General features: G+C 70.2%; 24 protein-coding genes. 5 read left to right on the top strand and 19 right to left on the bottom strand.

Annotated features, from left to right (window positions below; all coding sequences use genetic code 11):
* Positions 1–15: 15 nt before the first annotated feature.
* The 8 genes from PGN23_RS00120 to PGN23_RS00085 form a co-directional block, all read right to left on the bottom strand.
* Positions 16–687, bottom strand: coding sequence for a DUF6445 family protein (locus PGN23_RS00120; RefSeq protein ID WP_335300757.1), 672 nt, complete (start codon positions 685–687; stop codon positions 16–18).
* Positions 684–2204 carry a tryptophan halogenase family protein gene (locus tag PGN23_RS00115; RefSeq protein ID WP_335300756.1) on the bottom strand — a complete coding sequence of 507 codons (1521 nt, stop codon included), beginning with the start codon at positions 2202–2204 and terminating at the stop codon, positions 684–686. The genes PGN23_RS00120 and PGN23_RS00115 overlap by 4 nt, the downstream gene beginning before the upstream one ends.
* Positions 2205–2289: 85 nt before the next feature.
* Entirely contained in the window at positions 2290–3120 is an 831-nt protein-coding gene (locus PGN23_RS00110; RefSeq protein WP_335300755.1) for a 23S rRNA (adenine(2030)-N(6))-methyltransferase RlmJ, read from the bottom strand.
* 31 nt (positions 3121–3151) lie between these two features.
* Complete coding sequence (locus PGN23_RS00105) at positions 3152–3472, bottom strand: hypothetical protein (protein ID WP_335300754.1); 321 nt, start codon at positions 3470–3472, stop codon at positions 3152–3154.
* 42 nt (positions 3473–3514) lie between these two features.
* Positions 3515–3790 (bottom strand): hypothetical protein, encoded by a 276-nt coding sequence (locus PGN23_RS00100; RefSeq protein WP_335300753.1) that lies wholly within the window; start codon positions 3788–3790, stop codon positions 3515–3517.
* Between the two features lie 35 nt (positions 3791–3825).
* Positions 3826–4737, bottom strand: a complete 912-nt coding sequence (locus tag PGN23_RS00095) for an intradiol ring-cleavage dioxygenase (RefSeq protein WP_335300752.1) — start codon at positions 4735–4737, stop codon at positions 3826–3828.
* 90 nt (positions 4738–4827) lie between these two features.
* Complete coding sequence (locus PGN23_RS00090; RefSeq protein ID WP_335300751.1) at positions 4828–6174, bottom strand: HAMP domain-containing sensor histidine kinase; 1347 nt, start codon at positions 6172–6174, stop codon at positions 4828–4830.
* Positions 6158–6925 (bottom strand): response regulator transcription factor, encoded by a 768-nt coding sequence (locus PGN23_RS00085; protein ID WP_335300750.1) that lies wholly within the window; start codon positions 6923–6925, stop codon positions 6158–6160. The genes PGN23_RS00090 and PGN23_RS00085 overlap by 17 nt, the downstream gene beginning before the upstream one ends.
* A 176-nt stretch (positions 6926–7101) precedes the next feature.
* Here PGN23_RS00085 and galA point away from each other — a divergent pair, with 176 nt between their 5' ends.
* The 3 genes from galA (at position 7102) to PGN23_RS00070 (ending at position 13497) form a co-directional block, all read left to right on the top strand.
* Positions 7102–9561, top strand: a complete 2460-nt coding sequence (gene galA / locus PGN23_RS00080) for a beta-galactosidase GalA (RefSeq protein WP_335300749.1) — start codon at positions 7102–7104, stop codon at positions 9559–9561.
* A gap of 76 nt (positions 9562–9637) precedes the next feature.
* On the top strand, positions 9638–12382 hold the full coding sequence (locus tag PGN23_RS00075; protein ID WP_335300748.1) for a TonB-dependent receptor: 2745 nt from the start codon (positions 9638–9640) through the stop codon (positions 12380–12382).
* Positions 12382–13497, top strand: a complete 1116-nt coding sequence (locus PGN23_RS00070) for a glycoside hydrolase family 53 protein (RefSeq protein ID WP_335300747.1) — start codon at positions 12382–12384, stop codon at positions 13495–13497. The genes PGN23_RS00075 and PGN23_RS00070 overlap by 1 nt, the downstream gene beginning before the upstream one ends.
* A gap of 407 nt (positions 13498–13904) precedes the next feature.
* On the opposite strand, the gene PGN23_RS00065 is transcribed toward PGN23_RS00070, so the two are convergent.
* The 3 genes from PGN23_RS00065 to PGN23_RS00055 are packed head-to-tail and all read right to left on the bottom strand — an operon-like array spanning position 13905 to position 16985.
* Entirely contained in the window at positions 13905–14528 is a 624-nt protein-coding gene (locus PGN23_RS00065; RefSeq protein WP_335300745.1) for a 2-dehydro-3-deoxy-6-phosphogalactonate aldolase, read from the bottom strand.
* Positions 14525–15385 (bottom strand): 2-dehydro-3-deoxygalactonokinase, encoded by an 861-nt coding sequence (locus tag PGN23_RS00060; protein ID WP_335300744.1) that lies wholly within the window; start codon positions 15383–15385, stop codon positions 14525–14527. Before PGN23_RS00060 ends, PGN23_RS00065 begins: the two co-directional genes overlap by 4 nt.
* A gap of 1 nt (position 15386) precedes the next feature.
* The gene (locus PGN23_RS00055) at positions 15387–16985 is read right to left on the bottom strand and encodes a sodium/sugar symporter (protein ID WP_335300743.1); all 1599 of its coding nucleotides are present in this window, start codon (positions 16983–16985) and stop codon (positions 15387–15389) included.
* A 101-nt stretch (positions 16986–17086) separates the two neighbouring features.
* On the opposite strand from PGN23_RS00055, the gene PGN23_RS00050 reads away from it, so the two are divergent.
* Positions 17087–17815: a FadR/GntR family transcriptional regulator gene (locus PGN23_RS00050; protein ID WP_335300742.1), complete on the top strand. Its 729-nt coding sequence runs from the start codon at positions 17087–17089 to the stop codon at positions 17813–17815.
* Between the two features lie 38 nt (positions 17816–17853).
* Here the strand turns inward: PGN23_RS00050 and PGN23_RS00045 are convergent, their stop codons facing one another.
* Together PGN23_RS00045 and PGN23_RS00040 are read right to left on the bottom strand one after the other, a co-directional pair.
* Complete coding sequence (locus tag PGN23_RS00045; protein WP_335300741.1) at positions 17854–18717, bottom strand: SMP-30/gluconolactonase/LRE family protein; 864 nt, start codon at positions 18715–18717, stop codon at positions 17854–17856.
* 1 nt (position 18718) lies between these two features.
* Positions 18719–20524: an IlvD/Edd family dehydratase gene (locus tag PGN23_RS00040; protein WP_335300740.1), complete on the bottom strand. Its 1806-nt coding sequence runs from the start codon at positions 20522–20524 to the stop codon at positions 18719–18721.
* A gap of 102 nt (positions 20525–20626) precedes the next feature.
* Here PGN23_RS00040 and PGN23_RS00035 point away from each other — a divergent pair, with 102 nt between their 5' ends.
* Positions 20627–21538, top strand: a complete 912-nt coding sequence (locus PGN23_RS00035) for a Gfo/Idh/MocA family protein (protein WP_335300739.1) — start codon at positions 20627–20629, stop codon at positions 21536–21538.
* Positions 21539–21609: 71 nt separating this feature from the next.
* Here the strand turns inward: PGN23_RS00035 and PGN23_RS00030 are convergent, their stop codons facing one another.
* The 6 genes from PGN23_RS00030 to PGN23_RS00005 all read right to left on the bottom strand — a co-directional run.
* Entirely contained in the window at positions 21610–21789 is a 180-nt protein-coding gene (locus tag PGN23_RS00030; RefSeq protein WP_335300738.1) for a hypothetical protein, read from the bottom strand.
* A gap of 23 nt (positions 21790–21812) precedes the next feature.
* Positions 21813–21974: a hypothetical protein gene (locus PGN23_RS00025; RefSeq protein WP_335300737.1), complete on the bottom strand. Its 162-nt coding sequence runs from the start codon at positions 21972–21974 to the stop codon at positions 21813–21815.
* 137 nt (positions 21975–22111) lie between these two features.
* Positions 22112–22525, bottom strand: coding sequence for a Na+/H+ antiporter subunit G (locus PGN23_RS00020; protein ID WP_335300736.1), 414 nt, complete (start codon positions 22523–22525; stop codon positions 22112–22114).
* Complete coding sequence (locus PGN23_RS00015; RefSeq protein ID WP_335300735.1) at positions 22522–22791, bottom strand: K+/H+ antiporter subunit F; 270 nt, start codon at positions 22789–22791, stop codon at positions 22522–22524. Before PGN23_RS00015 ends, PGN23_RS00020 begins: the two co-directional genes overlap by 4 nt.
* Positions 22788–23207 carry a Na+/H+ antiporter subunit E gene (locus PGN23_RS00010; RefSeq protein WP_335300734.1) on the bottom strand — a complete coding sequence of 140 codons (420 nt, stop codon included), beginning with the start codon at positions 23205–23207 and terminating at the stop codon, positions 22788–22790. The genes PGN23_RS00015 and PGN23_RS00010 overlap by 4 nt, the downstream gene beginning before the upstream one ends.
* Before the next feature lie 66 nt (positions 23208–23273).
* Positions 23274–24407: proton-conducting transporter transmembrane domain-containing protein (locus PGN23_RS00005; RefSeq protein ID WP_335300733.1), on the bottom strand; the 1134-nt coding region annotated here is incomplete at its 5' end.

The raw sequence follows: 24407 nt of genomic DNA, 5'->3' as shown, positions 1-24407 counted from the left end.
CGGCGGGGCGGGGCGTCACGTCAGCGACAGGAAGGCCGTGATCGTCAGCCGCCCGTCCGCCGGATCGGGGCTCAACACCGCGTCGGGCTGGATCGCGCCGCTGTGGAGGAGGGCGCTGCGATAGATGACCGCGCGGTTGGGGCGCGCCTCGACGAGGGCGGTGCGCTCGAACAGCGGCGTCGAATCGGCGACATAGGCGGCGGGGGGCGCACCGTCGCGGCGCAATTCGGCGTTGAGCATGTCCAGATAGCCGGCGGCGCGTCCCCGATCGACGGTTTCGAACCCGGTCGCGCGGTGGCGGAAGAAGGCGGTGCCGTCGCCTGCGCCCAGATAATGGACCAGCGCGATGCGGCGCGGATCGGTGGCGTCGACATGCGGCAGCCGCTGCGTCACGCTCAATCGCGCCGGGGGCGTGGTGACGATCGAGAAGCTGGCGTCGAGCAGCGACACCCCGCCGCGCTGGTCGAACACGCCGGCCAGCACTGCGGTCAGCGCGGGGCGCACCGCGGCGAAGTAACCGGGCGGCAGCGCGGCGCGTAGCCCCGGGTAATGATGCCGCCCGGGTTCGAACCGCGCGACCAGCGCCGCGGCACGCAGCGCCGCCGGATCGGGGTGGAAGCCGTCGACGATCGCGATCGGCTGCGCCTCCGCACCGATGCGCCGCGCGACGATGTCGGGCGGCGTCACGCCGCGCCGATCATCGGCGCCCCGATCAGCGACGCCAGCGCGTCGTCGTGCAACGGCAGCGTCGGCGCGGCGCGCGCGATGACCTGTGCGATCTGCGTCACCTGCGCGCGGTTGGTATCGGCATCCAGCACATCGGCGAGCGGGTTGTGGCCGCGCGCGGTGATGCCCTGACCGTTGAGGACCGCAAGCCAGCTCGCCTCGCGGAACAGCTCGTCGCCGTCGAGGATCAGCCGGCCGGAGCGGCGATATTGTTCCTCGCGCGCCAGCAGCGTGTCGGGCAGCGGCATCGTGCGGCAATGCCGCCACAGCGGATCGTCGCGTCCGCTGGTGGCGTGGTAATGGAGGATCAGGAAATCCTTGATCCCGTCCATGTCGCGCCCGAACAGCTGGTTGAACCGATCCGCCAGCGCGGGGTCGATGTCGCGGTCGGGGAAGAGCGTCAGCAGCTTCGTGATGCCGCTCTGGATCAGGTGGATGCTGGTCGATTCCAGCGGTTCGAGGAACCCGGACGACAGCCCGATCGCGACCACGTTGCCGCGCCACGGCTGCCGCCGGGTGCCGGCGGTGAAGCGCAAGGTGCGCGGCGCCGCGAGCGGCTCGCCGTCCAGATGGGCGAGCAGCGTCGCGGTCGCCTCGTCCTCGCTCAGATGCGCGCTGGAATAGACATAGCCGTTGCCGGTGCGGTGCTGGAGCGGGATGCGCCACTGCCAGCCCGCGGCGCGCGCGGTCGAGCGGGTATAGGGCGTCGTCGCCGCGACGCGCGCGCACGGCACCGCGACGGCGCGGTCGCACGGCAGCCAGCGCGACCAGTCCTCCAGCCGCTCGCCCATCGCGCCGTCGATCAGCAGCGCGCGGAAGCCCGAGCAGTCGACGAACAGGTCGCCGTCCAGCCGCTCGCCGCGCTCCGTCGTCAGCGCGACGACGTGGCCGCTCGCCCCGTCCCGCTCGACGTCGCGCAGCCGCCCCTCGACCCGGACCACGCCGTTCGCCTCAGCGATGCGGCGCAGGTAGCGCGCATACAGCCCGGCGTCGAAGTGATAGGCGTAGCCGAGCGTCGACAGGATCGAGCGCGCGTCACCCACCGGCTTCGCGAAGCGCCCCTGCGCCGCCAGCTGCGCGGCGAGCGACAGCGCGGACAGCGGCACGTCGCTGCCCTCCGCCTGCGCCTTCAGCCAGCGATGGTGGAAGGCGACGCCGGGCAGCGGCGCGCCATATTGGCCGAAGGGGTGGAAGTAGCGATGACCCGGGTGCGTCCAGTCGACGAACTCGATCCCCAGCTTGAACGTCGCCTTCGTCTCGCGCAGGAATTCGCCTTCATCCAGCCCGATCAGCTCGTTGAACCAGTGGATGGTCGGAATCGTCGCCTCGCCGACGCCCACGGTCCCGATCTCGTCGGATTCCAGCAGCGTGATCGCGACCGTTCGCCCCAGGCTGCGCGACAGCGCGGCGGCGGTCATCCAGCCCGCGGTGCCGCCGCCCAGGATGACGAGGCGGGATATGCGTCGATCGGTGGTCATGCCCCTCCATACGCGCTTCGCCGCCGCTACCGCCAGCCGCACGAGGCGCCGCGACGACGATCGTTGCCCGCCCCCGTCTTGCGGGTCAGCCGCCCAGCCAGTTCGCCAGCAGCTCGCCGCGATGCCCCTCGGGCGCGAGCACCGCGCGCAGCGATGCCAGCAGCGGCGGCAGCGCCTGGGTGAAGGCATAGGTCGGATTGACGACGAAGAGCCCGGCACCGTTGTACTGGCCGGGCTGATCGTCGTCGTACAGCCAATGCTCGATCGTCAGCAGCTTGGGGATGCCGAGCCGGCCCAGTCGCTCCTTCCACCGCGCATGCGTGGCGCGGTCCTTCAGCGGGTACCAGACGACCGTCACGCCGTGCGCCCATTTGCGGTGGGCGGCGGCGAGGGTGGCGGTGATCCGTTCGCGCTCGTCGGTCTGTTCATAGGGCGGGTCGACCACCACCACGCCGCGCGCGGTGCGCGGCGGCACCATCGCCAGCCACAATTCGTACGCGTCGCGCTGATGCACCGCGGCCGGGGTGTCGCGCATCACGCCGCGCAGGGTGCGGACATCCTCGGGATGCTTCTCGTTCAGGATCAGCGCATCCTGCGGGCGCAGAAGCTGCGACAGGATCCGCGGGGAGCCGGGATAGATGCGCGGCGCGGGACCGGCGTTCACGGCCCGGATCGCGGCGCGATAGTCGTCCAGCAGCGGGTCGGTGTCGTCGAACACGCGCCACACGCCCAGCATCGCCTCGCCGGTGCGGTGCGCATCGTCGCCGTCCAGATCGTAACGCCCGCAGCCGGCATGGGTATCGATCAGGGTCAGCGCGCCCGGTTTCTGCTGCAACGCCTGCACCAGGCGGATCAGCAGGCTGTGCTTGACCACGTCGGCGCTGTTGCCGGCGTGGAATGAATGGCGATAGTTCACGGCGCCTCGTATCCTGCCACGTCGGTCCCGCTCAATTGCCGTCGGAATCGACCATGAACACCACCGGCTTTCCGCGCGACATCGGTTCCCATCCGGCCGCCAGCGCGGCGCGCACGCAGCGCGTCATGGTCGCATCGTCGAGCGGCAGACGGCCGCGCGGCAGGCCCTTCAGCAGCCGCTTGGGCGGCGGGAATTCCACCCATGCCGCGCGCTGGGCATCGTCCTCGATGAGGGAGACCGTCATGCCCTTCCACCCCTCGTCATCGGACTGATGCGGCTCGCGCTCCAGCTGCCAGTGATAGGTGGTGCCATCGACCAGGACGGTGCCGCTGCTGCTCTGTGATTTCGCCATGGCGCCGCCCCTAGAGCGTGTTCAGGGCGCGTGTCACGTCCGTCAGGCGGCGGATCGTCCGATCGCTGCGGCGCTGTGGGGAGGCTGCCGCCCGGCGGCGCGACCGTCGACGACGGGCCGAAGCGCGCGGTGCAGCACGTCGGTGCCGGACGCGGTTCGCGCCAGCTGCGCTTCGAGCTCGCGTTCGTACGCGGTCAGATCGACGATCGACCGCCGGTCGTGCAGCATGGTGGCGAAGCGACGGACGCGGCGGAGCTCGCGATCCAGCCGATGCACCGTCTGGAGCGCGTCCGTCATGTCGATCGGGTCGACGGGCACGGTCGTTCTCGTTCGTGGCGGGACAGGCGGCGGCGTCAGCGGGCGATGCCGATGATGGCCGCCGCGGTATAGCCCGCCGCGACGCTGCCGCTGAACGTCGGCGTCTGCTGCGCGACCTGGGCCGAGGTGTTGTCGCCGAAGACCCCGTCGCTCGACAGCGAGACGCGCGCCAGCGCATTGGCGCTCGATGGGTAGGTGGTGGTGTCGGCGTAGACCGCCGAGGAGACCGCGGCGGGCAGGGCGAGCTGCGAGGTCAGGATCGAATAGCGCCCGCTCAGCGCGTTCGAGAGGCTGGAGAACACCTCGAAGTGCATATGCGGCCAGCGACCGTCGTAGCAGCCGGGAAAGATGGTGGTGAAGGTGACCTGCCCGTTGGCATCGCTGACCTGCACACCGCGCAGATAGCTCTCCGCCGCCGCGGTGTAGAGCGAGTATCGGCCCTGCCGGTCGCAATGCCACAGATAGATGGCATAGCCCGCCAGCGGTGCGCAGCTGCTGTTCACGTTCACCAGCGTCAGCGTGATCGTGAGCTGCACGCCGGTCGCGACCGTCGTGGAGGAGATGAAGCTCGCGCGGATGTCGCGGCGCACCACGCCGTCCACGGTCAGGATGTTGGACGTCGATCCCGATGCGCTGTTGGTGCCGTCGCCCGGATAGGGGCCGGCGGTTTCGGCCGGGTCGGCGACGCAGGCGGTGGCGCTCGTGCCGGTGGTCGTGGCCGTCGGCGTGGGCGTAGGGGTGGGCGTCGCGGTCGTCGTCGTCGTCGTCGTCGCGGTGGCGGCGCTCGACGTGCCGGTCGACGCCTCGCTGCCGCCGCATCCGGCCACCAGCGCGGCGGTTCCCGCCCCGGCGAACCACTTGAGCGCGCGGCGTCGTTCCATCATCGCCGTCATGACGGTCAGGTCGTCGGCAAGGCTGTGGGCGTGGTCGTGTCGATGGCCGGACATGGTGGAGGCTCCCAGAGATGTTGGGCATGCCTCTGGCGGGTCGACATTGCCTGCCGATATCAGGATGTCGCGGCGATGTTGCGGCGTGTGTCAGCCCGCGAGCGGCAGGACGACGCGCGCGACCGCGCCCTGGCGACCGTTCTCCAGCGTCGCCGCGCCGCCGTGGCGCGTCGCGATCGAGCGCACGATCGCGAGGCCCAGGCCCGTTCCGCCGGTCGCACGGTTGCGTGAGGGGTCGCCGCGGACGAACGGCTGGAACAGGCGCTCGGCCTCGGCCGGGTCGATCCCGCCGCCGACGTCCGTCACCCGGACGTGGACGCTGCCGTCCTCCAGCTGCCACCCGACGGTCGCACTCTCGCCGTATCGCACCGCATTCTCGATGAGGTTGCCGAAGAGCCGGCGCAGCGCCGCGGTATCGCCGCGCACCACCGCGCGCGGTCCCGCCTCCAGCGTGACCGGCTGTCCGGCATCCACCATGTCCTGGACCAGGCTGTCGAGCAGGCTGCCGAGGTCGAGCCGGTCGGCCTGCGTCTGCATCGCCTCGTCCCGGGTGAAGGCCAGAGTTGCCGCGATCATCGCGCGCATCTCGCCGATGTCCGCGGCGGCGCGGGCGCGGGCGTCCTCGGGCAGCTGTTCGACGCGGAAGGCCAGACGCGACAGCGGCGTGCCGAGATCGTGCGCGATCCCCGCCAGCATCGCGGTTCGCGCCTCGGCGTGATGCGCCAGCCGGGCGTGCATCGTCGTCACCGCGCGGGCGAGGTCGCGCACCTCGCGGCTGCCGCCCGGGAGCGGCGGCAAGGCCGCGCCGGTCCCGGCGCGATCGGCGGCGCGCGCCAGCAGCCGCAGCGGCCGCGTCAGCGCGCGCACGATCAGCCACGACGGCAGCGACAGCAGCAGGATCGCCGCCAGCATCGCCAGCAGGGTGCGGACATGCCACCGCGTCAGGAACGGCTGCACCCGGCTCTGCACCACCCACCAGCGGCCGCCGTCGTACCAGGCGAAGGTGAAGCTGCCGACGAAGGCGTCGCGCTCCGCCTCGCTGGCCGTGCCCGTGAAGGCCAGGACGCGCGACGGGCTGGTGCGCAGCTCCGCGGCGAGGCGCCGGCGCGCGGCGGCGTCGGGCGTTTCGCCGGGGCGGGCGGTGGGGGCGGTCGCTGCGCCATAGCGCCGCAGCGGTCCGAAACCCGGGCTGCCGAACGGTCCCCTGCGCGCGTCCGGCGGCGGACCGGCGCGCTCGAACGCCGGCGGGAACGCGCCGGTCAGCGTCATCGCGATGGCGCGCACGCTGTGCGGGCGGTCGAACGGCGGCGGCCCCGAGAAGGTGACGACGAAGGAGATCGCCGTCGCCACCAGGACGGAGGCGATGACGAGCAGGAAGATCGGCCGCGCGATCGACGCGCCGCGCGTCCCGGCCCGCGGCTCAGCGCCGCTCGACATCGGCCGTGAACATATAGCCTTCGTTGCGCACGGTGCGGACGAGGTCGTCGCCGCCACGCCGGTCGGGCCGCTGGAGCTTGCGACGCAGCCGGCTGATCTGGACGTCGATCGCGCGATCGAAATTCTCGCTGTTGGGGCCGCGCGAATGATCGAGCAGGAAGTCGCGCGTCAGCACGCGGCGGGGATGCTCGACCAGCGCCAGCAGCAGGCGGAACTCGCCGTCGGACAGGTGGATGATGACGTCCTCGGGATCGTAGAGCTGGCGCGCGAGCGGATCGAGCCGCCAGCCGGCGAAGCGCAGGTACTGGCGCGCCGCGGACAGCATCTCGACCGGCGCGGGGCGTTCCCGGTTGCGCCGCAGGACGGAGCGGATGCGCGCCAGCAGCTCGCGCGGATTGGCGGGCTTTCCCAGATAGTCGTCGGCGCCCATCTCCAGCCCGACGATGCGGTCGACGTCCTCCCCGATGACCGACAGGATGATGACCGGGGGCGCCGTGGTGCGGTCCAGGCTGCGGAGTACCGACAGCCCGTCCTCGCCCGGCATCATCACGTCGAGGACGATCAGCGCATAGCGGTTCCGCGCCAGCGCCGCGCGCATCGCGACCGCGTCCTCCGCCACGTCCACGACATAGCCATGGCCCGCGAGGAACCCCGCGGTCAGCTCGCGGATGCCGGGATCGTCATCGACGATGAGGAGGCGGGGCTCGGGATCCACGGTCTCGATCGGGTTCAGGAGGGCGGCGGTCTGCATGCACCGTCAGGTGCCGACAGGACGTATCGCGCTCATTGCAGCGCTGCAACATCGGCCGTTCTGCGCGCGGGTGTGGCTTTCGGGTGACAGGCGTCGGGCGCGCTGCGACCGGCGCTGGACGCCCGCGCCGGGCATGGGCATATAAGAATGATATGATAATTCGGCGGGAGGGCGCGATGCAGCGACGTGAGGTGATGGCGGCCGGCGCGATGGCATCGCTCGCCGGCTGGATCGAGGCCGCGCCCGCCCGCGCGCAGCCGGGGCGTCCCGTCCCGCCGCCCCGGTCGCGTGACCGCCTCGCGACGTGGCGGTTCCATCTCGGCCATGCATCGGACCAGGCCGCCGATTTCGGCTATGGCCGCGACCAGCGCACCTTCGCGAAGGCCGGTACCGCGACCGCGGCCGCGGCGATGCCGGCGTTCGACGATTCCGGGTGGCGCAACGTGCGCGTGCCGCACGACTGGGCGGTGGAGCTGCCCTTCGCGCCGCCGGCGGTCCCGGCATCGAAGGAAACCGAGGATGCGGTCGCCGCGCACGGCTTCAAGGCGATCGGGCGCGATTTCCCGCAAAACAGCATCGGCTGGTATCGCACCACGCTCCCCATCGTCCCCGGGGACCGCGATTCCGCGATCTGGCTGGAGTTCGACGGCGTCTTCCGCGACTGCACCGTCTTCGTGAACGGCTATGTCGTGGCGACCAACGCCAGCGGCTACGCGCCCTTCGCCGCGGCGATCGGTGATTTCCTCGACTATGACGGCGGGCCGAACGTCGTCGCGGTCCGCGTCGACGCCTCGCTGGGGGAGGGGTGGTTCTACGAAGGCGCCGGCCTCTATCGCCACGTCGACCTGATCCGCGCCGCGCCGGTCCATGTCGCGTACTGGGGCAGCGTCGTGCGCACCGTGCCCGCGACCGACGGCGCGCAGGTATCCGCCGCGATCGAGGTGCGCAATGCCGGTGCCCGGCCCGCGGAGGCGCTGCTGCGCCAGCGCATCCTCGCGCCGGACGGCAGCGTCGCCGCCGCGCTGCCCGATCGCACCGCGACGATCGCGCCCGGCGCGACGACGACGATTGAGGCGGCGGCGCTGCTGCGCGCGCCGCGGCTGTGGTCGCCCGACGATCCCGCGCTGTACCGGCTGGAAAGCGACGTCGTCGTGGGCGGGGCCACGGTCGACCGCTACGTCACGCGCTTCGGGGTACGCTATCTGCGGTTCGATGCCGATCGCGGCTTCCTGCTCAACGGCCGCCCGACGAAGCTGCTGGGCGTCTGCAACCATCAGGATCACGCCGGCGTCGGCACCGGCATTCCCGATGCGCTGCACCGCTGGCGCATCGCGCAGATGCAGGGGATGGGCGCCAACGCCTGGCGCAGCGCCCACAATCCGCCGGCGACCGCCCTGCTCGACCTCGCCGACGAGATGGGGATGATGATGATCGTCGAGGCGCGCCGCAACAGCAGCGATCCCGAGGCGATGGACGAGCTCGACCGCATCCTGCGTCGCGACCGCAACCATCCGTGCGTCATCGCGTGGTCGCTGGGGAACGAGGAGCCGCATCAGGGCACGGCCCGCGGCGCGCGCATCACCGCCGCGATGCAGGCGCGCGTCCGCACGCTCGATCCGACGCGCCCGACAACCTTCGCGCTCGACAACCGCTGGGACGTGGGCGTGGGGAAGACGGTCGACATCGTCGGCTTCAACTATCGCACCGACCGGATCGAGGCGTTCCACGCCGCCAACCCTCTGGTCCCGGTCTACGGCTCGGAAACCGGCAGCACGGTGTCGACCCGCGGCGCCTATGCCAACGACCCCGCGCGCCACGTCGTGCGCGCATACGATACCGAGCATCCGTGGTGGGCTTCCACCGCGGAAGGCTGGTGGAAGATCGCGGCGACGCGGCCCTATATCGCGGGCGGCTTCGTCTGGACCGGGTTCGACTATCGCGGCGAACCGACGCCCTATGCGCAGTTCCCCAGCATCTCCAGCTACTTCGGCGTGGTGGATACCTGCGGCTTCGCGAAGGACAATTACTTCTACTATCGCGCCTGGTGGCGATCCGACCCGATCGTCCATCTGCTGCCGCACTGGACGTGGCCGGGCCGCGAGGGGCAGCCGGTCGAGGTCTGGGTCCATGGCAATTGCGCCGAGGTCGAGCTGCTCCTGAACGGGCGCTCGCTGGGGCGAAAGGCGATGCCGCGGAACGGTCACCTCGCCTGGATGGTGCCCTATGCCCCCGGCCGGCTGGAGGCGCGCGGGTTCGACGGCGGACGGCGCACGGCGCGCGACGTGCGCGACACCGCGGGCGCGGCGCACCGCATCGTCCTGACCGCCGACCGTCGCCTGCTCGACGCGAGCGGCGACGATGTCGCGATCCTGCGCGCGGAGATCGTCGATCGCGCCGGGCGCACCGTGCCCGACGCCGGCCACCGCGTCCGCTTCACCGTCGCGGGCGATGCGGCGGTGATCGGCGTCGGCAACGGCGATCCCACCTGTCTGGAGCCGGACCGGGCCAGCGAGCGCAGCGCCTTCCACGCGCTGTGCCAGGCGATCGTCCGTGTCGGCGCGCGTGCCGGTACGGTACGTGTCAACGCCGCCGCCGACGGCCTCGTCCCGGGCGGGGTCACGTTGATCGCACGATAGCACTTGCCACGGCTGGCTGATTTATCATACAAAAACGTCGGGCGCTCGCAAGAGGGGCCGACAGGGGAGGACGACCGTGATTTCGAAGGCATTCCTGCTCGCCGCGGCGAGCATCGGCACGCTGGCCGCGCAGGCGCAGGCGCAGGCGCAGGCGCAGGCGCAGACGGCAGCACCGGCGTCGGACGCCGCACCGCAGAGCAGCCAGGGCGGCACGACCGACGCCGCGACTCCGGCCGCGGACGGCGACGAGATCGTCGTCACCGGCTATCGCCAGTCGCTGCGCACCGCGATCAACGCGAAGCGCGCCGCTGACCGCGTGCAGGAGGTGCTGGCGGCGGAGGACATCGGCAAGCTGCCGGAGGCGAGCATCGCCGAATCGCTCGCGCGTCTTCCCGGCCTCGCCACCAACCGCGACCGCGGCAACGGCACCGCCATCTCGATCCGGGGCATGGGGCCGAACCTGGTCAACACCTTGCTCAACGGGCGCGAGATCGTCTCCGCGGAGGCGAGCCGCAACGTCCGGTACGAGCAATATCCCGCCGAGCTCATCAACGGCGCCTATGTCTTCAAGTCGCCGACCGCCGCGCAGGTGGAGGGTGCCATCGCCGGCCAGGTCGACCTGCGCACGCTGCGCCCGCTCGACTTCTCCGAGACGAAGGTCGTGCTGAACGCGCGCGCGATCTACAGCGACCTGGCCGAAAAGGTGCAGGACACCAGCCCCTGGGGCTGTATCGCGAGCGCCTCGGTGGTGACGCAGCTGCTCGACGACACGCTGGGCATCGCGGTCGGCTATTCCGGGCGGCGCCAGTCGGTCGCGACGGTGCGCACCAACATCTTCCGCTACACCAACAGCTTTGCCGACCTGAACGGCAACGGGCAGGGCAACGACAACATTCCCTTCGGGTTCGAGGGGCTGGCGCGCGGCGGCGACGACATCCGCCACGGCGCGCTCGCCGCGCTCCAGTGGAAGCCCAGCCGCGCCTTCGAGCTGAACGGCGACTTCTTCTACAGCAAGGTGAAGTTCGACGAGACGCAGCGCGGCTTCCGCGTCGAGAACCTGCCGTTCGGCAACACCCAGAGCGGCGTCAGCGCGGTGACGATCCCGCAGGCGGGCGGCGGCACGCAGGACTATGTGACCGGCATCACCACCACCGTCTTCCCCGGCAACGAAAGCTTCGGCCAGGTCGTGCGCGGCGTGAACGAGCTGTTCTTCTTCGAGGACGATCTCTACGCCGGCGGCCTGAACGCCAAGTGGCGACCGGAGGGGTGGGAGATCGCCGCCGACGTCGGCTATTCCACCACGCACCGCGACCAGCAGTTCCTGACGCTGCGCACCGAGCCGTTCGGCTTCGCGCCCACCACCACCTTCCGCTCGGGCAACGACAGCGTGCCGGCGATGACGATCAACGCGAACCTCGCCGATCCGTCCGCCTTCCGCATCGCCGATTTCCAGATCCCGGAGAACGGCGGCGGCGCGCCGCTCATCAACGACGAATTGTGGACCGCCAGCCTGGATGCCACGCGCCAGATCGGCCGCGGCCCGCTCGCGGCCCTGCGCTTCGGCGCGCGCTACACCGACCGATCGAAGGATTATACCCAGCGCACGCAGTTCGGCTTCATCGATCCGGCGCAGCGCACCGCGACCCCCGCGTCGCTGCTGAACGGCACCTACAATTTCTCCGGCGCCTATGCCGGGCTGCCCGCCGTCCAGTCGATCGACATCCTGAAGGCGGTCACGACGCTGTTCGGTCCGATCGCGCCGACGCAATCCTTCTTCGACCAGCGCTCCAGCTGGCAGGTGGGGGAGAAGACCTACGCCGGCTATGCGCAGGTCGACCTGGAGGGCAACCTCTTCGGCCTGCCCTTCAACGGCAACGTCGGGCTGCGCGTCATCCGCACCGAAACCGACTCGCGCTCGATCCGCATCGATCAGGACCCGACCTCGCAGACCGCGGTGCCCGTGCGCGTGACGAACGAATTCACCGACTGGCTCCCCAACCTCAATCTCACGTTCAAGCCGACCGACAAGCTCCAGATCCGCCTGGGCGCCAGCCAGGCGCTCGCGCGCCCGCCGCTCGACGATCTGAGCGCCGGGTTCGGCGTCTTCACCTTCGGCGCGCCGTCCGCGTTCGGCGGCAACCCGCTGCTGGAGCCGTTCCGCGCCAAGCAGCTCGACGCCACCGTCGAATGGTATTTCGACCGCGACAGCGCGCTGACCATCTCGGGCTTCTACAAGGACCTCAGCACCTATATCGCGCAGCAGGTCACGCCGATCTTCGTCAACGATGCCAACGGCAACCCGGTGGAGGGCACCTTCCGCCGGCCGATCAACGGCTCGGGCGGCACGATCAAGGGCGTCGAGGTGCTGTTCCAGAAGGCGTTCACCTTCCTGCCCGCGCCGTTCGACGGCTTCGGCACGTACCTCAACTACAGCTATACCGACAGCAACATCTCGGTGACCGAGAACGACAATGCCATCGGCGCGATCCAGCTGCCCGGCCTGTCGAAGCATGTCGCCAACGCCACGCTCTATTACAGCAAGGCGGGGTTCGAGGCGCGCGTCGCCTTCCGCTACCGCTCCAATTACGCGACCGAGCTGGGCGATACCGACCGCATCCTGTTCACCGCGCCCGAAAGCGTGCTCGATTTCCAGACCAGCTACGAATTCGGCGCCGGCGCGCTGAAGGGCGTGCGCCTGCTGTTCCAGGCCAACAACCTGACCGACGAGCCGTTCGAGACCTATTACGGCGACCGCCGCCTGCAGGGCCGGTACGAGAAGTTCGGCCGCCGCTTCCTGGCGGGCGTGGGGTTCAGCTTCTGATGCGCCGCGCGCTCCTCACCGCCGCCGCGCTGCTGGCCGCCACCCCGGCGCTCGCGGGACCACGCGCTCCGGTGCCGCCGCTCTACCTCGGCGCGGACCTGTCCTACGTCAACGAGATGGAGGATTGCGGCGCGGTCTATCGCAGCGGCGGAAAGCCGGTCGATCCGTACGCGCTGCTCGCGAAGAAGGGCGGCAACATCGTCCGCGTGCGCATCTGGAACGATGCGAAATGGACGAAGTACAGCGACCTGGCCGACGTCTCGAAGACGATCCGCCGGGCGAAGGCGGCGGGCATGCAGGTGCTGCTCGACTTCCATTATTCGGACGACTGGGCCGACGGCGACAAGCAGATCGTGCCCGCCGCCTGGGCGGCGCTCGATACGCCCGCGCAGGCGAAGGCGCTCTACGCCTACACCCGCGACGTGCTGGGCAGGCTCGACGCACAGGGGCTGATGCCGGAGATGGTCCAGGTCGGCAACGAAACCAACCCGGAACTGATGGCGGGGCCGAAGAAGGCGATCGACTGGACCCGCAACGCGACGCTATTCAACGCCGGGATCAAGGCGGTGCGCGATGCGGGGAAGGCGGGCCGGATCGCGCCGCGCGTGATGCTCCACATCGCGCAGCCCGAGAATGTCGAGCGCTGGTTCGACGATGCGACCGCGGCCGGGGTGCTCGACTATGACGTGATCGGCATCAGCTATTACAAGAAGTGGTCGACCCAATCGATGCCCGAGATGGGCGCGACGCTGGCGCGCGTGAAGGCGCGCTACAAGGCGGACGTGATCGTGGTGGAGACGGCCTATCCCTTCACCATGGCCAATGCCGATACCTCGCCCAACCTGCTGGGCGAGGATACGCTGGTGGCGGGCTATCCCGCGACGCCGGCGGGGCAGCGCCGGTATCTCATCGACCTGACGCAGACGGTGGTCGATGCGGGCGGCGTCGGCGTGGTCTATTGGGAGCCCAACTGGGTGTCGACCCGCTGCGGGACGCGGTGGGGCAAGGGCTCCAACTGGGAAAACGCCGCCTGGTTCGACTACCGGCGGCACGAGGCGCTGCCGGCGTTCGATTTCCTGACGCACGACTACCGCCGGGGCGCGACGGCGAAGTAGCGCCGTCCACCCGCCTCCGCGGGGACGACGGCGCGGGCGCAAGGCGGCCGCATCCCGCGTCGTCCCGGACTTGATCGAGGCCTCTGCGAAACTCGGTTCCTTGTTCCCCGGCGAAGGCCGGGGCCCAGCTGGGGGACGGCGGTAACAGACGGAAAAGCCACGCCAGCTGGACCCCGGCCTGCGCCGGGGAACGGCGACATCGTCAAGCGATCCACGACGTTCGCAGAGGTCCTGGGTCAGGCCCGGGATGACGTTCCGGAAAACCGCTGTCCTACACGCCCCGTCATCAGGCATGCCCGCCGGATCGTGTTGCGCCCGTCGACCCCCGCCCAGCTCACGCCGCCCGCGACACCCCCGCACGAACCCGCTTCCGGCGCCGACGTGGCGTCAACTTTGTCAACTTCCGCTCACAGCGCGGCGACGAATCGCGCCGCCCGCGCGCCCACCTCGTCCGCCGTCATCCCCGCCGCGTACAGCGCGGAGCCCAGCCCGAACCCCGCCGCGCCCGCCGCGCGCCACGGCGCCATCCCCTCCGGGGTCACGCCGCCCACCGGCAGCACCCGCACCGCCTTGGGCAGCACCGCGCGCATCGCCTTCAGCACCGCGGGCGACGCGGCCTCCGCCGGGAACAGCTTCAGCGCAGCCGCGCCCGCGTCGAGCGCCGCGAACGCCTCGGTCGGGGTCGCCACCCCCGGCAGCGCGACCAGCCCGCGCGCCGCCGCCGCCGCGATCACCGCGGGGTTGGCGTTGGGCGCGATGATGACCGTACCGCCCGCCGCCTGCACCGCCGCCACATCCTCGACGCGCAGCACGGTGCCCGCGCCGACGACCGCGCGCCCCTTCAGCGCGCGCGCCAGCGCGGCGATGCTGGCGAGCGGGTCGGGCGAGTTCAGCGGCACCTCGATGATCGTGAACCCCGCCGCGACCAGCGCCTCGCCGATCGCGACCACCTCGTCCACGCGCACCCCGCGCAGGATCGCGATCAACGGGCAATGCGCGAAGGCGGTGTCGAAGGCGGCGAGGTGGGTCATGCGGCAAGCTCCTGTATGCGGGTGATTCCGGCGACGAAGGCGGCGTTGCTGTCGACGATCGCGGCGCGGCGCCCCAGCGTCTCGATCGCGGCGGCGTACAGCCCGCCCAGCGCCGGATCGGCGAGGACGTGGACGAGGTCGTGGCGCGCCTGCGCCAGTCGCTGCGCCACATCGGCGCCGATCAGGAGCCCGCTGGCATATGCGGCCGCCGCCGCATCGTCGCGCATCCCCAGCAGCGCGGCGGCGCGAATGCCGAAGAGGCTGGCGGCCAGGTCGGCGCGCGCCCCCTCCGCCACGCCGTCGCGGAACGCAGCGCCGTCGCTCACCGGGCCGGTCAGCTGGCGCGCCAGCAGCCCGTGCGTGCGCAGCAGCGAGAACAGCTCGCCCGTCATCGCGGTGACGAAGGCGGCGATCCGCCCCTGCGCCATCGTCGCCCATTTGCAATGCGTGCCCGGCTGGCACAGCAGCGCGTCCGCCGGCACCTGTCCGGCGGCGACCGCGCCCAGCAACTGCACCTCCTCGCCGCGCATCACGTCGCCGCGCCGCGCGTCGCGGTACGAGACGCCCGGCACGATCCGGACCCCCGGCGCCACTTGCGCGACCGCGGCGGCGACCTCCGCCAGTCCGGCGGGCGCGGGGACGTAGGGCATGGCGCGCCACCCGATATTCGATCCCACCATGCCCGCGAGCAGCAGCGGATGGTCCCCGTGCCGCGCCCGGATCGCGGCGATCTCGGCGGGGAAGTCCTCCACGACCGATGCGCCGCGATCGTCGCGCTCGGTGGTGACGACGCGGCCGTCGTCGATCGCGAACACGCGGCGGTTGGTGGTGCCCCAGTCGACGGCGAGGAACCTCATCTCACCACCATGTCGCATAGAGGGCGACGAGGATCGCCAGGACGCCCAGGGCGGCGACGTTGAACGCGGTGGTGGTGGCGTAGCTGACGTCGCCGGTGACGACGCGGTTCGCCTCGCGCGCCTGCGGGCGCAGCAGCGAGACGATCGCGGCGAGTGCGGCGGCGGCGACGAAGACCACGACCATCCGGTTCATGAACGGCAGCGCCGGCAGCGCCGATTTCAGCACCAGCGACAGCACGAAGGAGGCGACCGCCGCGGTCAGCGCGCCGGCCTCCGTCGCGCGGCGCCAGAACAGCCCCATCAGGAAGATGACGGTGATGCCCGGCGTGAAGAAGCCGGTATATTCCTGGATGTACTGGAACGCCTGGTCCGACTTGCCCAGCAGCGGGCGCGCGGTGACCATCGCCAGCACGATCGCCACCGCCGCGGCGATGCGCCCGACCATCACCAGCCGCCGCTCGGTCGCCGGGTCCTTCGCCGCGCCGTCCTCTGCGGCGGTCGCGGCGCCCTTGCGCTTGGCATAGAGATCGAGCGTGAAGATCGTCGCGATCGAGTTGATCTTGGACGCGGTGGAGGCGACGATCGCCGCCACCAGCGCGGCGAAGACGAGGCCCAGCAGCCCCGGCGGCAACAGCCGCAGCATCGTCGGATACGCCTGGTCGGGCTTGGCCAGGTCGGGCGCCAGCACGACGGCGGCGATGCCGGGCACGACGATCACGAACGGCATCAGCATCTTCAGGAACGCCGCCAGCACGATGCCCTTCTGCGCCTCGGGCAGGTCCTTGGCCGCCAGCGCGCGCTGGATGATATATTGGTTGAACCCCCAATAGCTCAGGTTCGCGATCCACATGCCCCCGATCAGCACCGAAATGCCGGGCAGGTCCTTGTAGAAGGGATTGTCGGGCGACAGGATCATCTCGAAATGTTCGGGCGCGACCTGCTGCAACCGCGCGAACCCGCCGATGATGCCGCCCGCGCCCCCGATCCGCGACAGCGTGATCGCCGAGACGCACAGCCCGCCGAAGACCAGCAGCGTCACCTGGACGATGTCGGTCAGCGCCACCGCCTTCAACCCGCCGCGCAGCTGATAGAGGAGCGCGAACAGCCCCAGCGCGATCAGCGCCGCGTCCTGGTCGACGCCCGCCACCTGATTGACCGCGATCGAGCCCAGCCAGATGATCGAGGTCAGGTTCACGAAGACGTACAGCCCGAGCCAGAACACCGCCATCAGCGTGCGCAGGTTCGGGCCGTAGCGCTGCTCCAGGAATTGCGGCATCGTGTAGATGCCGTTCCTCAGGAAGATCGGCAGGAACCACTTGCCGACGATCAGCAGGGTGAGCGCGGCCATCCATTCGTAGGAGGAGATGGCGAGCCCGATCGCATAGCCCGACCCCGCCATGCCGACGATCTGCTCGGCGGAGATGTTCGCCGCGATCAGCGACGCCCCGATCGCCCACCACGGCAGCGACTTGGACGCCAGGAAATAGTCCGAGGAGTCCTTCGTCTCGCCCGCCTTGTCGCGGCTCACCCACTGCGCCAGCGCGAAGATGCCCACTGCATAGGCGATCACCACCGCCAGATCGATCGTCGAGAGCGTCATCGCGCCGTTCCTCCCCAAGCTGCTGCTGAATTATACGATAAATTGTGCAAGTCCAGTCCGACGACTTCACATGGCGCATAGCTTGGCGCAGAAGAAGCATTATGGAGAGGGGGCACACCACATCCGATCGCGCCTTGCAGCACGATCTCGGCCGCAACCTGACGCACGGGATGCTCGACACGCTGGGCAAGGCGATCGTCATCGGCCGCTACGAAACGCGCCCGTTCCCGACCGAGGCGGAGATCGCCAAGGCGTACGGGGTCAGCCGTTCGGTGACGCGGGAAGCGGTCAAGATGCTGACCGCGAAGGGTTTGGTGACCGCCCGGCCGCGGCAGGGGACGGTCGTCAGCCCGGCGTCGCAGTGGAACCTGTTCGACACCGACGTGCTGCGCTGGCTGCTGGAGCGCAAATTCTCGGTCGACCTGCTGCGCCAGTTCAACCAGCTGCGAATCGCGATCGAGCCGGAGGCGGCGGCGCTGGCGGCGCAGTTCCATTCCGCTGCGGACATGGCGGCGATCCGCGCCGAGCTGGCGCGGATGGCGGCGGCCGAATCGGGCACCGGCGATCCGCTGGAGGCCGACATCGCCTTCCACGTCGCGATCCTCCAGGCGTCGGGCAACCCGTTCTACGCCCAGTTCCGCACCGTGGTGGCGACGGCGCTCCACACGTCGATCCGCTTCACCAACCGCATCAAGGGGCGCTCGGCCAACATCGCCGATCACGCCGCCGTTGCGGATGCGATCGCGACCCGCGACGCCGATGCCAGCCGCCGGGCGATGCGGCGCATCATCGGCGACGTGCTCGACCTGATCGGCGACCAGCGCGACTAGGCCCGATCGACAGGCGTGGCCGGGGTGGCAGGCGTCCGCTACCCGCCGAACCGCTGGGTCGGCAGCCCGCGGCATCCCGGATCGACCTCGAACAGCGCGCCGGCCAGCGGCTCGTCATCGCATCCGTCCGCGGCGGAGGTGACGAACATCCGGTCGAGCCCGTCGCCGGCAAAGGTCATGCTGGTGATCTGCGACGCGGGCAGCGCGATCGACCGCATCCGTGCGCCCGGCGGATCGAAGCGGCTGACCTGCCCGGTTCCCCAATGCGCCACCCACAGGCAGCCGTCGGCGTCCAGCGTCATGCCGTCGGGGCTGCCCCATGCCTCGTCGAACACGATATGCGGCGCCCGTCGGCCGAGCGTGCCGTCGTCGTGAACATCGAACCGGAAGATGGTGCGCCGCGCGGTATCGGTGTGGAAGATCGTCCGGCCGTCCGGCGCGATCGCGGGGCCGTTGGCGATCGTATAGGGTGCATCCACCTGGCGGCAGCTGAAGTCCGGGTCGAGCCGATAGAAGGCGCCCGTCTCCCCCTGGCACGAAAACGGCATCGTCCCGGCCCAGATGCGACCGGCGGCGTCCGCCTTCGCATCGTTCATGCGGTTGGCGGGCAGGTCGGGCTCGGGGTCGTGGATGGGGGTCACGACCGGCGCGGCACCCGGGGGCAGCAGCAGTTCGACGAAGCCGGTGGCCGTGCCGGCGATGAAGCCGGCGCGATCCTGCCGCTCGATGATCCAGCCGGTCGGCGCGGGCATGTCCCATGCCGTCACCGTGCCGTCCGCCAGCGCCAGCCGCCGCACGCACCGCCCCAGTATGTCGACCCAGTAGACGGCCCGTTCGCGGCCGGACCACAGCGGCCCCTCGCCCAGTGTCGCCCGTCCGCTGCCCGCTACCGCGGCGACCATCTCAGTGACTGTCGCGCGGCAGGCCGCGCTCGGCGATCCGTTGATACTTGACCGCGCTCTCGATGACCGCGCCGGTGTCGAACTGGCCGACGGTGTCGCGGTGGATCTCCTGCCACGGCGTCTGCGAGGCGGGGATCGCCACGCGCTCCAGCTCCGCCCGGCGGCGCGCCAGTTCCTCTTCGTCGACCAGCATGTCGACGCGGTTCGCCTTCAGGTCGATCCGCATCCGGTCGCCCGAGCGCAGCAGCGCGAGACCGCCGCCGACCGCCGCTTCGGGGGCGGCATTCAGGATCGACGGGCTGCCGCTGGTACCCGATTGCCGCCCGTCGCCCAGGCAGGGGAGCGCATGGACCCCGGTGCGGATCAGCGCGGCGGGCGGCCGCATGTTGACCACCTCAGCGCCGCCCGGATAGCCGACCGGACCCGCGCCGCGCATCACCAGGATCGAGCGTTCGTCGATCCCGCTGGCGGGGTCGTCGATCCGGGCGTGATAATCCTCCGGTCCGTCGAACACGACGGCGGTGCCCGTGAAGGCATCGGGATCCTCGGGATCGCTCAGGTACATGCCGCGGAACTGGTCGGAGATGACCGACAGCTTCATGACCGCGGCGTCGAACACGTTGCCCGACAGGACGGTCAGCCCGGCGGCCGGCTTCAGCGGGCGATCGAAGGGGTAGATCACATCCTCGTCCGCGATGGTCGCGCCCGCCACGTTCTCTGCAACCGTCGCGCCGTTGGCGGTCAGCGCGCTGCCATCGATCAGCCCGGCCGCGAGCAGCTGTGCCATCACCGCCGGAACGCCGCCGGCGCGGTAGAAATCCTCACCGAGATACTGGCCCGCCGGCTGCATGTTGACCAGCAGCGGGATGCCCGCCCCCTGTTCCTCCCAATCGGCCAGCGACAGCTCGACCCCCATGTGACGCGCGATCGCGTTGAGGTGGATCGGCGCGTTGGTGGAGCCGCCGATCGCCGAATTGACGCGGATCGCATTGAGGAAGGCCGGGCGGGTCAGGATGTCGGACGGACGGCGGTCGGCGCGTACCATCTCGACGATCGTACGCCCCGTCTCCCATGCGCATTGCTGCCGGTCGCGGTGCGGCGCGGGGATCGCGGCGGAGGCGGGCAGCGACATGCCCAGCGCCTCCGCGAGCGAATTCATCGTCGTCGCGGTGCCCATCGTGTTGCAGAAGCCGGTCGACGGCGCGCTGGACGCGACCAGTTCGATGAAGCCCTTATAGTCGATCTCGCCTGCGGCCAGGAGCTCGCGCGCCTTCCACACGATCGTCCCCGACCCGGTGCGCTGGCCCTGGTAATGGCCGTTCAGCATCGGCCCGACGGACAGGGCGATCGCGGGGATGTTCACCGTCGCGGCGGCCATCAGGCAGGCGGGCGTCGTCTTGTCGCACCCGATCGTCAGCACGACGCCGTCGATCGGATAGCCGTGAAGTACCTCGACCAGGCTGAGATAGGCCAGGTTGCGGTCCAGCCCGGCGGTGGGGCGCTTGCCGGTTTCCTGGATCGGGTGGATCGGAAATTCGATCGGGATGCCGCCGCGGTCGCGGATACCCTGCTTCACGCGATCCGCCAGGATCAGGTGATGCCGGTTGCACGGCGCCAGGTCGCTGCCGGTCTGCGCGATGCCGATGATCGGGCGATCCGACTGCAGCTCCTCCAGGCTCAGCCCGTAGTTCAGGTAGCGCTCGATATAGAGCGCGGTCATGTCGGGGTTGGAGGGATCGTCGAACCAGGCGCGCGAGCGCAACCCCGTGCGATGCCGGGCCTCTGGCGGCAGGTCGTCGTTGCTCATCCGGTCTCTCGTCAAATGGCCATGCGGCGGCGATGTCGGCGGTTGATAGCCGATCGGCACGCAGCTAGGAAGACATTTGTACGATAATTGGAGCGATACGGGATGAAGGTGGCGTTGGTGGGGGTCGGGAAGATCGCGCGCGATCGCCACGTCCCGGCGATCGAAAACGACCCGGCATTCACGCTGGCGGCGACCGCGGACCCGTGCGGCGGGATCGACGGCGTGCCGGCGTTCGCGACGCTGGACGATCTGCTGCGCGCCGGTCCGACGCTCGACGCCGTCGCCATCTGCACCCCGCCGCAGGGGCGCGCCGCGCTGGCCGCCAAGGCGCTCGGGGCGGGGCTGCACGTGCTGCTGGAAAAGCCGCCTGCGGCGACGCTGGGGGAGGTGGCGTTGTTGCGGGAGGCGGCCGCCGCGGCCGGTCGCACGCTCTTCGCGGCATGGCATTCGCGCGCCGCGGGCGCGGTGGAGCCGGCCCGCGCATGGCTCGCATCGCGCCGGGTGTCGGGGATCCGGATCGACTGGAAGGAGGATATCCGCCGCTGGCATCCCGGGCAGGACTGGATCCTCGACGCCGGCGGCTTCGGCGTGTTCGACCCCGCGATCAACGCCTTGTCGATCGCCACCGCCATCCTGCCCGGCCGATTGCTCGTGACGCAGGCCGACCTGGCGATCCCGAACGACCGGCAAAGCCCGATCGCCGCGGAGGTCGGGCTGGCCTGCGGCGATGCCGACGGGCACATGTCGCTCGATTTCCTCGAGCGTGACGCGCCGTGCTGGACGATCGTAGTGGAGTGTGACGACGGCGTGTTGCGGCTGGACGACGGGGGCCGCGTCCTGCTCCTCGATGGCGAGCGCCGTTCATACCCGAACGAGGAATATCCGCGTCTCTACCGGCGTTTCGCCGGCCTGATCGACGACGGGCGATCGGATCTGGACGACGAGCCGAGCCGTCTGGTGGCCGACGCCCTTGCGATCGGCCGTCGCCGATCGACCGCGACATTCTCCTGGTGACATGCCACGTGGCCCCGTCGGCCGGCGGGTGGCTGACGCAAGCCGATGCCGGGCGATTCGCCGCGCGCGGCCTATTGCTCGGGTCGGCGCGGGAAAGCCGACGACGCCCCCGGATGATCGATGGAGCCGAAGCCGCGCAGCCAATCCGCGCGCTCCTGCTGCATCAATTCCGTGGTGTAGGGACAATCTTCCACGCGCATGCGCTGCGACGCCCGGGCGGCCACACCCTCGGAATACGGATTATTGATCACCGAAAACCTTTCTCCGCCCCGCATCAGTCCGTTCTGCCTGCTGCGGCGACCGCCTCGCGGGCGTCATCCTCGGTGCGGAAAGTAACGGGGATCCACTCCCCGCTTTCCAGCAGGCGGATGCCCCACTTGCCCTCGAACTCCCGCTCGGGTCGGATGGCAACTTCATATAAATCATCCAGCTCCATCCTGCATTACTAATGTAAGTTTCCCTTGGATGGATAGTCTCCAGTGTCACACTCGGTATCGTTTTGGAGCAGCGCGTCCCAAGACATCGGCGATAGAGGTGGTAGTTTGGACGGTGGCCCTTGATCGTCACGGCCGCTCAGTCGCTCGCCGTCGACGCGGGCGTACCCCGCTTCGGCGCTTCGAACGTCGCCCAGTCCGCGTCTCCGCCGGGACACGGCGGCCGACCGGCGATACCGTCGTGCTCGCCGTCGGCACCGGCGCGCGTGCGGTGCAGGTGGACCTTGGCGATCATGTTGGCGGAGATCGGCGCGGTGATGAACAGGAACAGCGAGATCAGCAGCTCGTGCGCGGTCCAGATGCCGAGCCGCGCCTGGAAATGGACGACGGAGGCGAGCAGCAGCGCGCCCAGGCCCAGGGTCGTCGCCTTCGTGGGCCCGTGCAGTCGCTCCATCGTCGATGGCAAGCGGACGAGGCCCCAGCTGCCGATCAGGGCGAACCCGCCGCCCAGCATCAGCAGCGCGACGATGACGAGGTCGGCCAGCACGCTCATTCCACGATGTCCCCGCGCAGGATGAACTTGCAGTAAGCGATGGTGCTCACGAAACCGACCATCGCCAGCAGCAACGCAGCCTCGAAATAGGAATCGGTGCCGCCGATCATGCCGATCAGGACGATGAGGGCGATCGCGTTGATGACCATCGTGTCCAGCGCAAGGATGCGGTCGCCCAGCGCGGGTCCGCGCAGAAGCCGCCAGAGGTTCAGCACCAGCGCGACCGCGATGCAGCCCGCCGCCAGGTGGAGAGCGATGCCGATCATGCGAAAATCCGTTGCAGGCGTGCTTCGTAGCGCATCTGGATACGCGCGATCTCCGCCGCCCCGTCGGCGACGTCCAGCGCGTGGACCAACAGGAAGCGGCCGTCCGCCGATACATCCGACGATACCGTACCGGGCGTCAGGCTGATCGTGCCGGCCAGCATCGTGATGGCCTCCGGCGTGGTCAGCCGGATCGGTACCGTGAGCCAGCGCGAGCGCAGATCGCGGTTGCGGCGGAACAGGATCAGCCGCGCGACGTGGAAATTGGCGACGACGATGTCGAGGAGGACGATCGCCAGATAGCCGAGAAGGGCTCGCCGGAAGCGTATCCGCGGGCGGTCCGGCCAAAAGGGCTGGGTGAACTTCGGCAGGACCAGCGCGAAGACCGCCCCCAGCACGATCCCCGCCGACCGTGACATCGTTCACCATCAGCAGCCAGACGGTCAGCAGCATCGCCGACAGCGCGGGATGGGGCAGCAGCCGCCTCATCGCGCCGTCCCCAGGACCGCGGCCACGTAGCGTTCCGGCGCCATGACCTGTGCGGCGGTGGCACGGGTCTGCGCCTCCGCCCAGCCTGCGCAGACGCTCAGCGCCCCCAGCAGCAGCAGCAGCAGCGCCGGCGCGATGAAGTCGGCGCGCGACCGGGGCACCACGGCCACGGCTTCGGCATCCGGCGCCGCCGTCTTCCAGAACAGGGAGGATCCGCTGCGCGAGAAGCCGACGACGCCTATCAGGGTCGTGCCGAGGATGGTCGACCAGATCGCGGGCCATCCGGGGCCGGCGAAGCTCGCGTCCAGGATCGACAGCTTGCCGACGAAGCCGGCGAGCGGCGGCAATCCCACGGTGCCGATCGCCGCGACGAGGTACGAGAGGCCCGCGGCATCCTGTCCGGCGAACCGCGGGCTGGGTACCAGGGCGTCCGCATACTGGCCGCGCCGCCGCATCGTCGCGTCCGCGACCAGGAACAGCGCCGCACCCGCGACGATCGCCTGCACCATGTAATAGAGCGCGGCGGCCAGCGCCGCCTCCCGCCACATCGACACGGGCATCAGCAGCGTGCCGGTCGATGCCAGTATCGCGAACGCCGCTTGCTCCCGCATTCCCCGCGCCACGAGCACGCCGACGAACCCGACGACGGCACCCAGGATCGCCGATGGGAGGAGCCAGGGCGCGGGCACCCACGCCGCCGCACCCGCGGTCGCGCCGAAGATCAGCGGGACGGTGCGGATCAGCGCATAGACGCCGACCTTGGTCATGATCGCGAACAGTGCGGCGACCACCGGCATCGTCGCGGCGTAGGTGCGCGGCAACCACAGGTGGAGCGGCACCGCCGCGGCCTTCAGCGCGAATACCGCCGTCAGCAACAGGCCCGCGATACGCAGCAGCCCCTGATCCTCCTCCCCGAGGGTGGCGACCCGCACCGCCAGATCCGCCATGTTGAGCGTGGCGGTAAGGCCGTAGAGCAGGCCGAGCGCGACCAGGAACAGCGCCGATCCGACGATGTTGACGACCACATAGGCGACGCCCGCCTTCAGCCGCAGCGCACCCTGGCCATGCAGCATCAGGCCGTAGGACGCGATCAGCAGGACCTCGAAGAACACGAAGAGGTTGAACAGGTC

It is taken from the genome of Sphingomonas adhaesiva, assembly GCF_036946125.1.
Classification (GTDB): Bacteria; Pseudomonadota; Alphaproteobacteria; order Sphingomonadales; family Sphingomonadaceae; genus Sphingomonas; species Sphingomonas adhaesiva_A.
The sequence above is the reverse complement of the archived record's forward strand: the minus strand, read 5'-3'. Positions and strand labels throughout refer to the sequence as shown.

Coding starts and splice junctions, on each gene's coding strand:
- PGN23_RS00115 (WP_335300756.1), bottom strand. CDS start 2,204: ATGACCACCGATCGACGCATATCCCGCCTCGTCATCCTGGGCGGCGGC.
- PGN23_RS00105 (WP_335300754.1), bottom strand. CDS start 3,472: ATGGCGAAATCACAGAGCAGCAGCGGCACCGTCCTGGTCGATGGCACC.
- PGN23_RS00095 (WP_335300752.1), bottom strand. CDS start 4,737: ATGTCCGGCCATCGACACGACCACGCCCACAGCCTTGCCGACGACCTG.
- PGN23_RS00090 (WP_335300751.1), bottom strand. CDS start 6,174: ATGTCGAGCGGCGCTGAGCCGCGGGCCGGGACGCGCGGCGCGTCGATC.
- PGN23_RS00085 (WP_335300750.1), bottom strand. CDS start 6,925: ATGCAGACCGCCGCCCTCCTGAACCCGATCGAGACCGTGGATCCCGAG.
- galA (WP_335300749.1), top strand. CDS start 7,102: ATGCAGCGACGTGAGGTGATGGCGGCCGGCGCGATGGCATCGCTCGCC.
- PGN23_RS00070 (WP_335300747.1), top strand. CDS start 12,382: ATGCGCCGCGCGCTCCTCACCGCCGCCGCGCTGCTGGCCGCCACCCCG.
- PGN23_RS00065 (WP_335300745.1), bottom strand. CDS start 14,528: ATGACCCACCTCGCCGCCTTCGACACCGCCTTCGCGCATTGCCCGTTG.
- PGN23_RS00060 (WP_335300744.1), bottom strand. CDS start 15,385: ATGAGGTTCCTCGCCGTCGACTGGGGCACCACCAACCGCCGCGTGTTC.
- PGN23_RS00055 (WP_335300743.1), bottom strand. CDS start 16,985: ATGACGCTCTCGACGATCGATCTGGCGGTGGTGATCGCCTATGCAGTG.
- PGN23_RS00050 (WP_335300742.1), top strand. CDS start 17,087: ATGGAGAGGGGGCACACCACATCCGATCGCGCCTTGCAGCACGATCTC.
- PGN23_RS00045 (WP_335300741.1), bottom strand. CDS start 18,717: ATGGTCGCCGCGGTAGCGGGCAGCGGACGGGCGACACTGGGCGAGGGG.
- PGN23_RS00040 (WP_335300740.1), bottom strand. CDS start 20,524: ATGAGCAACGACGACCTGCCGCCAGAGGCCCGGCATCGCACGGGGTTG.
- PGN23_RS00035 (WP_335300739.1), top strand. CDS start 20,627: ATGAAGGTGGCGTTGGTGGGGGTCGGGAAGATCGCGCGCGATCGCCAC.
- PGN23_RS00025 (WP_335300737.1), bottom strand. CDS start 21,974: ATGGAGCTGGATGATTTATATGAAGTTGCCATCCGACCCGAGCGGGAG.
- PGN23_RS00020 (WP_335300736.1), bottom strand. CDS start 22,525: ATGAGCGTGCTGGCCGACCTCGTCATCGTCGCGCTGCTGATGCTGGGC.
- PGN23_RS00015 (WP_335300735.1), bottom strand. CDS start 22,791: ATGATCGGCATCGCTCTCCACCTGGCGGCGGGCTGCATCGCGGTCGCG.
- PGN23_RS00010 (WP_335300734.1), bottom strand. CDS start 23,207: ATGTCACGGTCGGCGGGGATCGTGCTGGGGGCGGTCTTCGCGCTGGTC.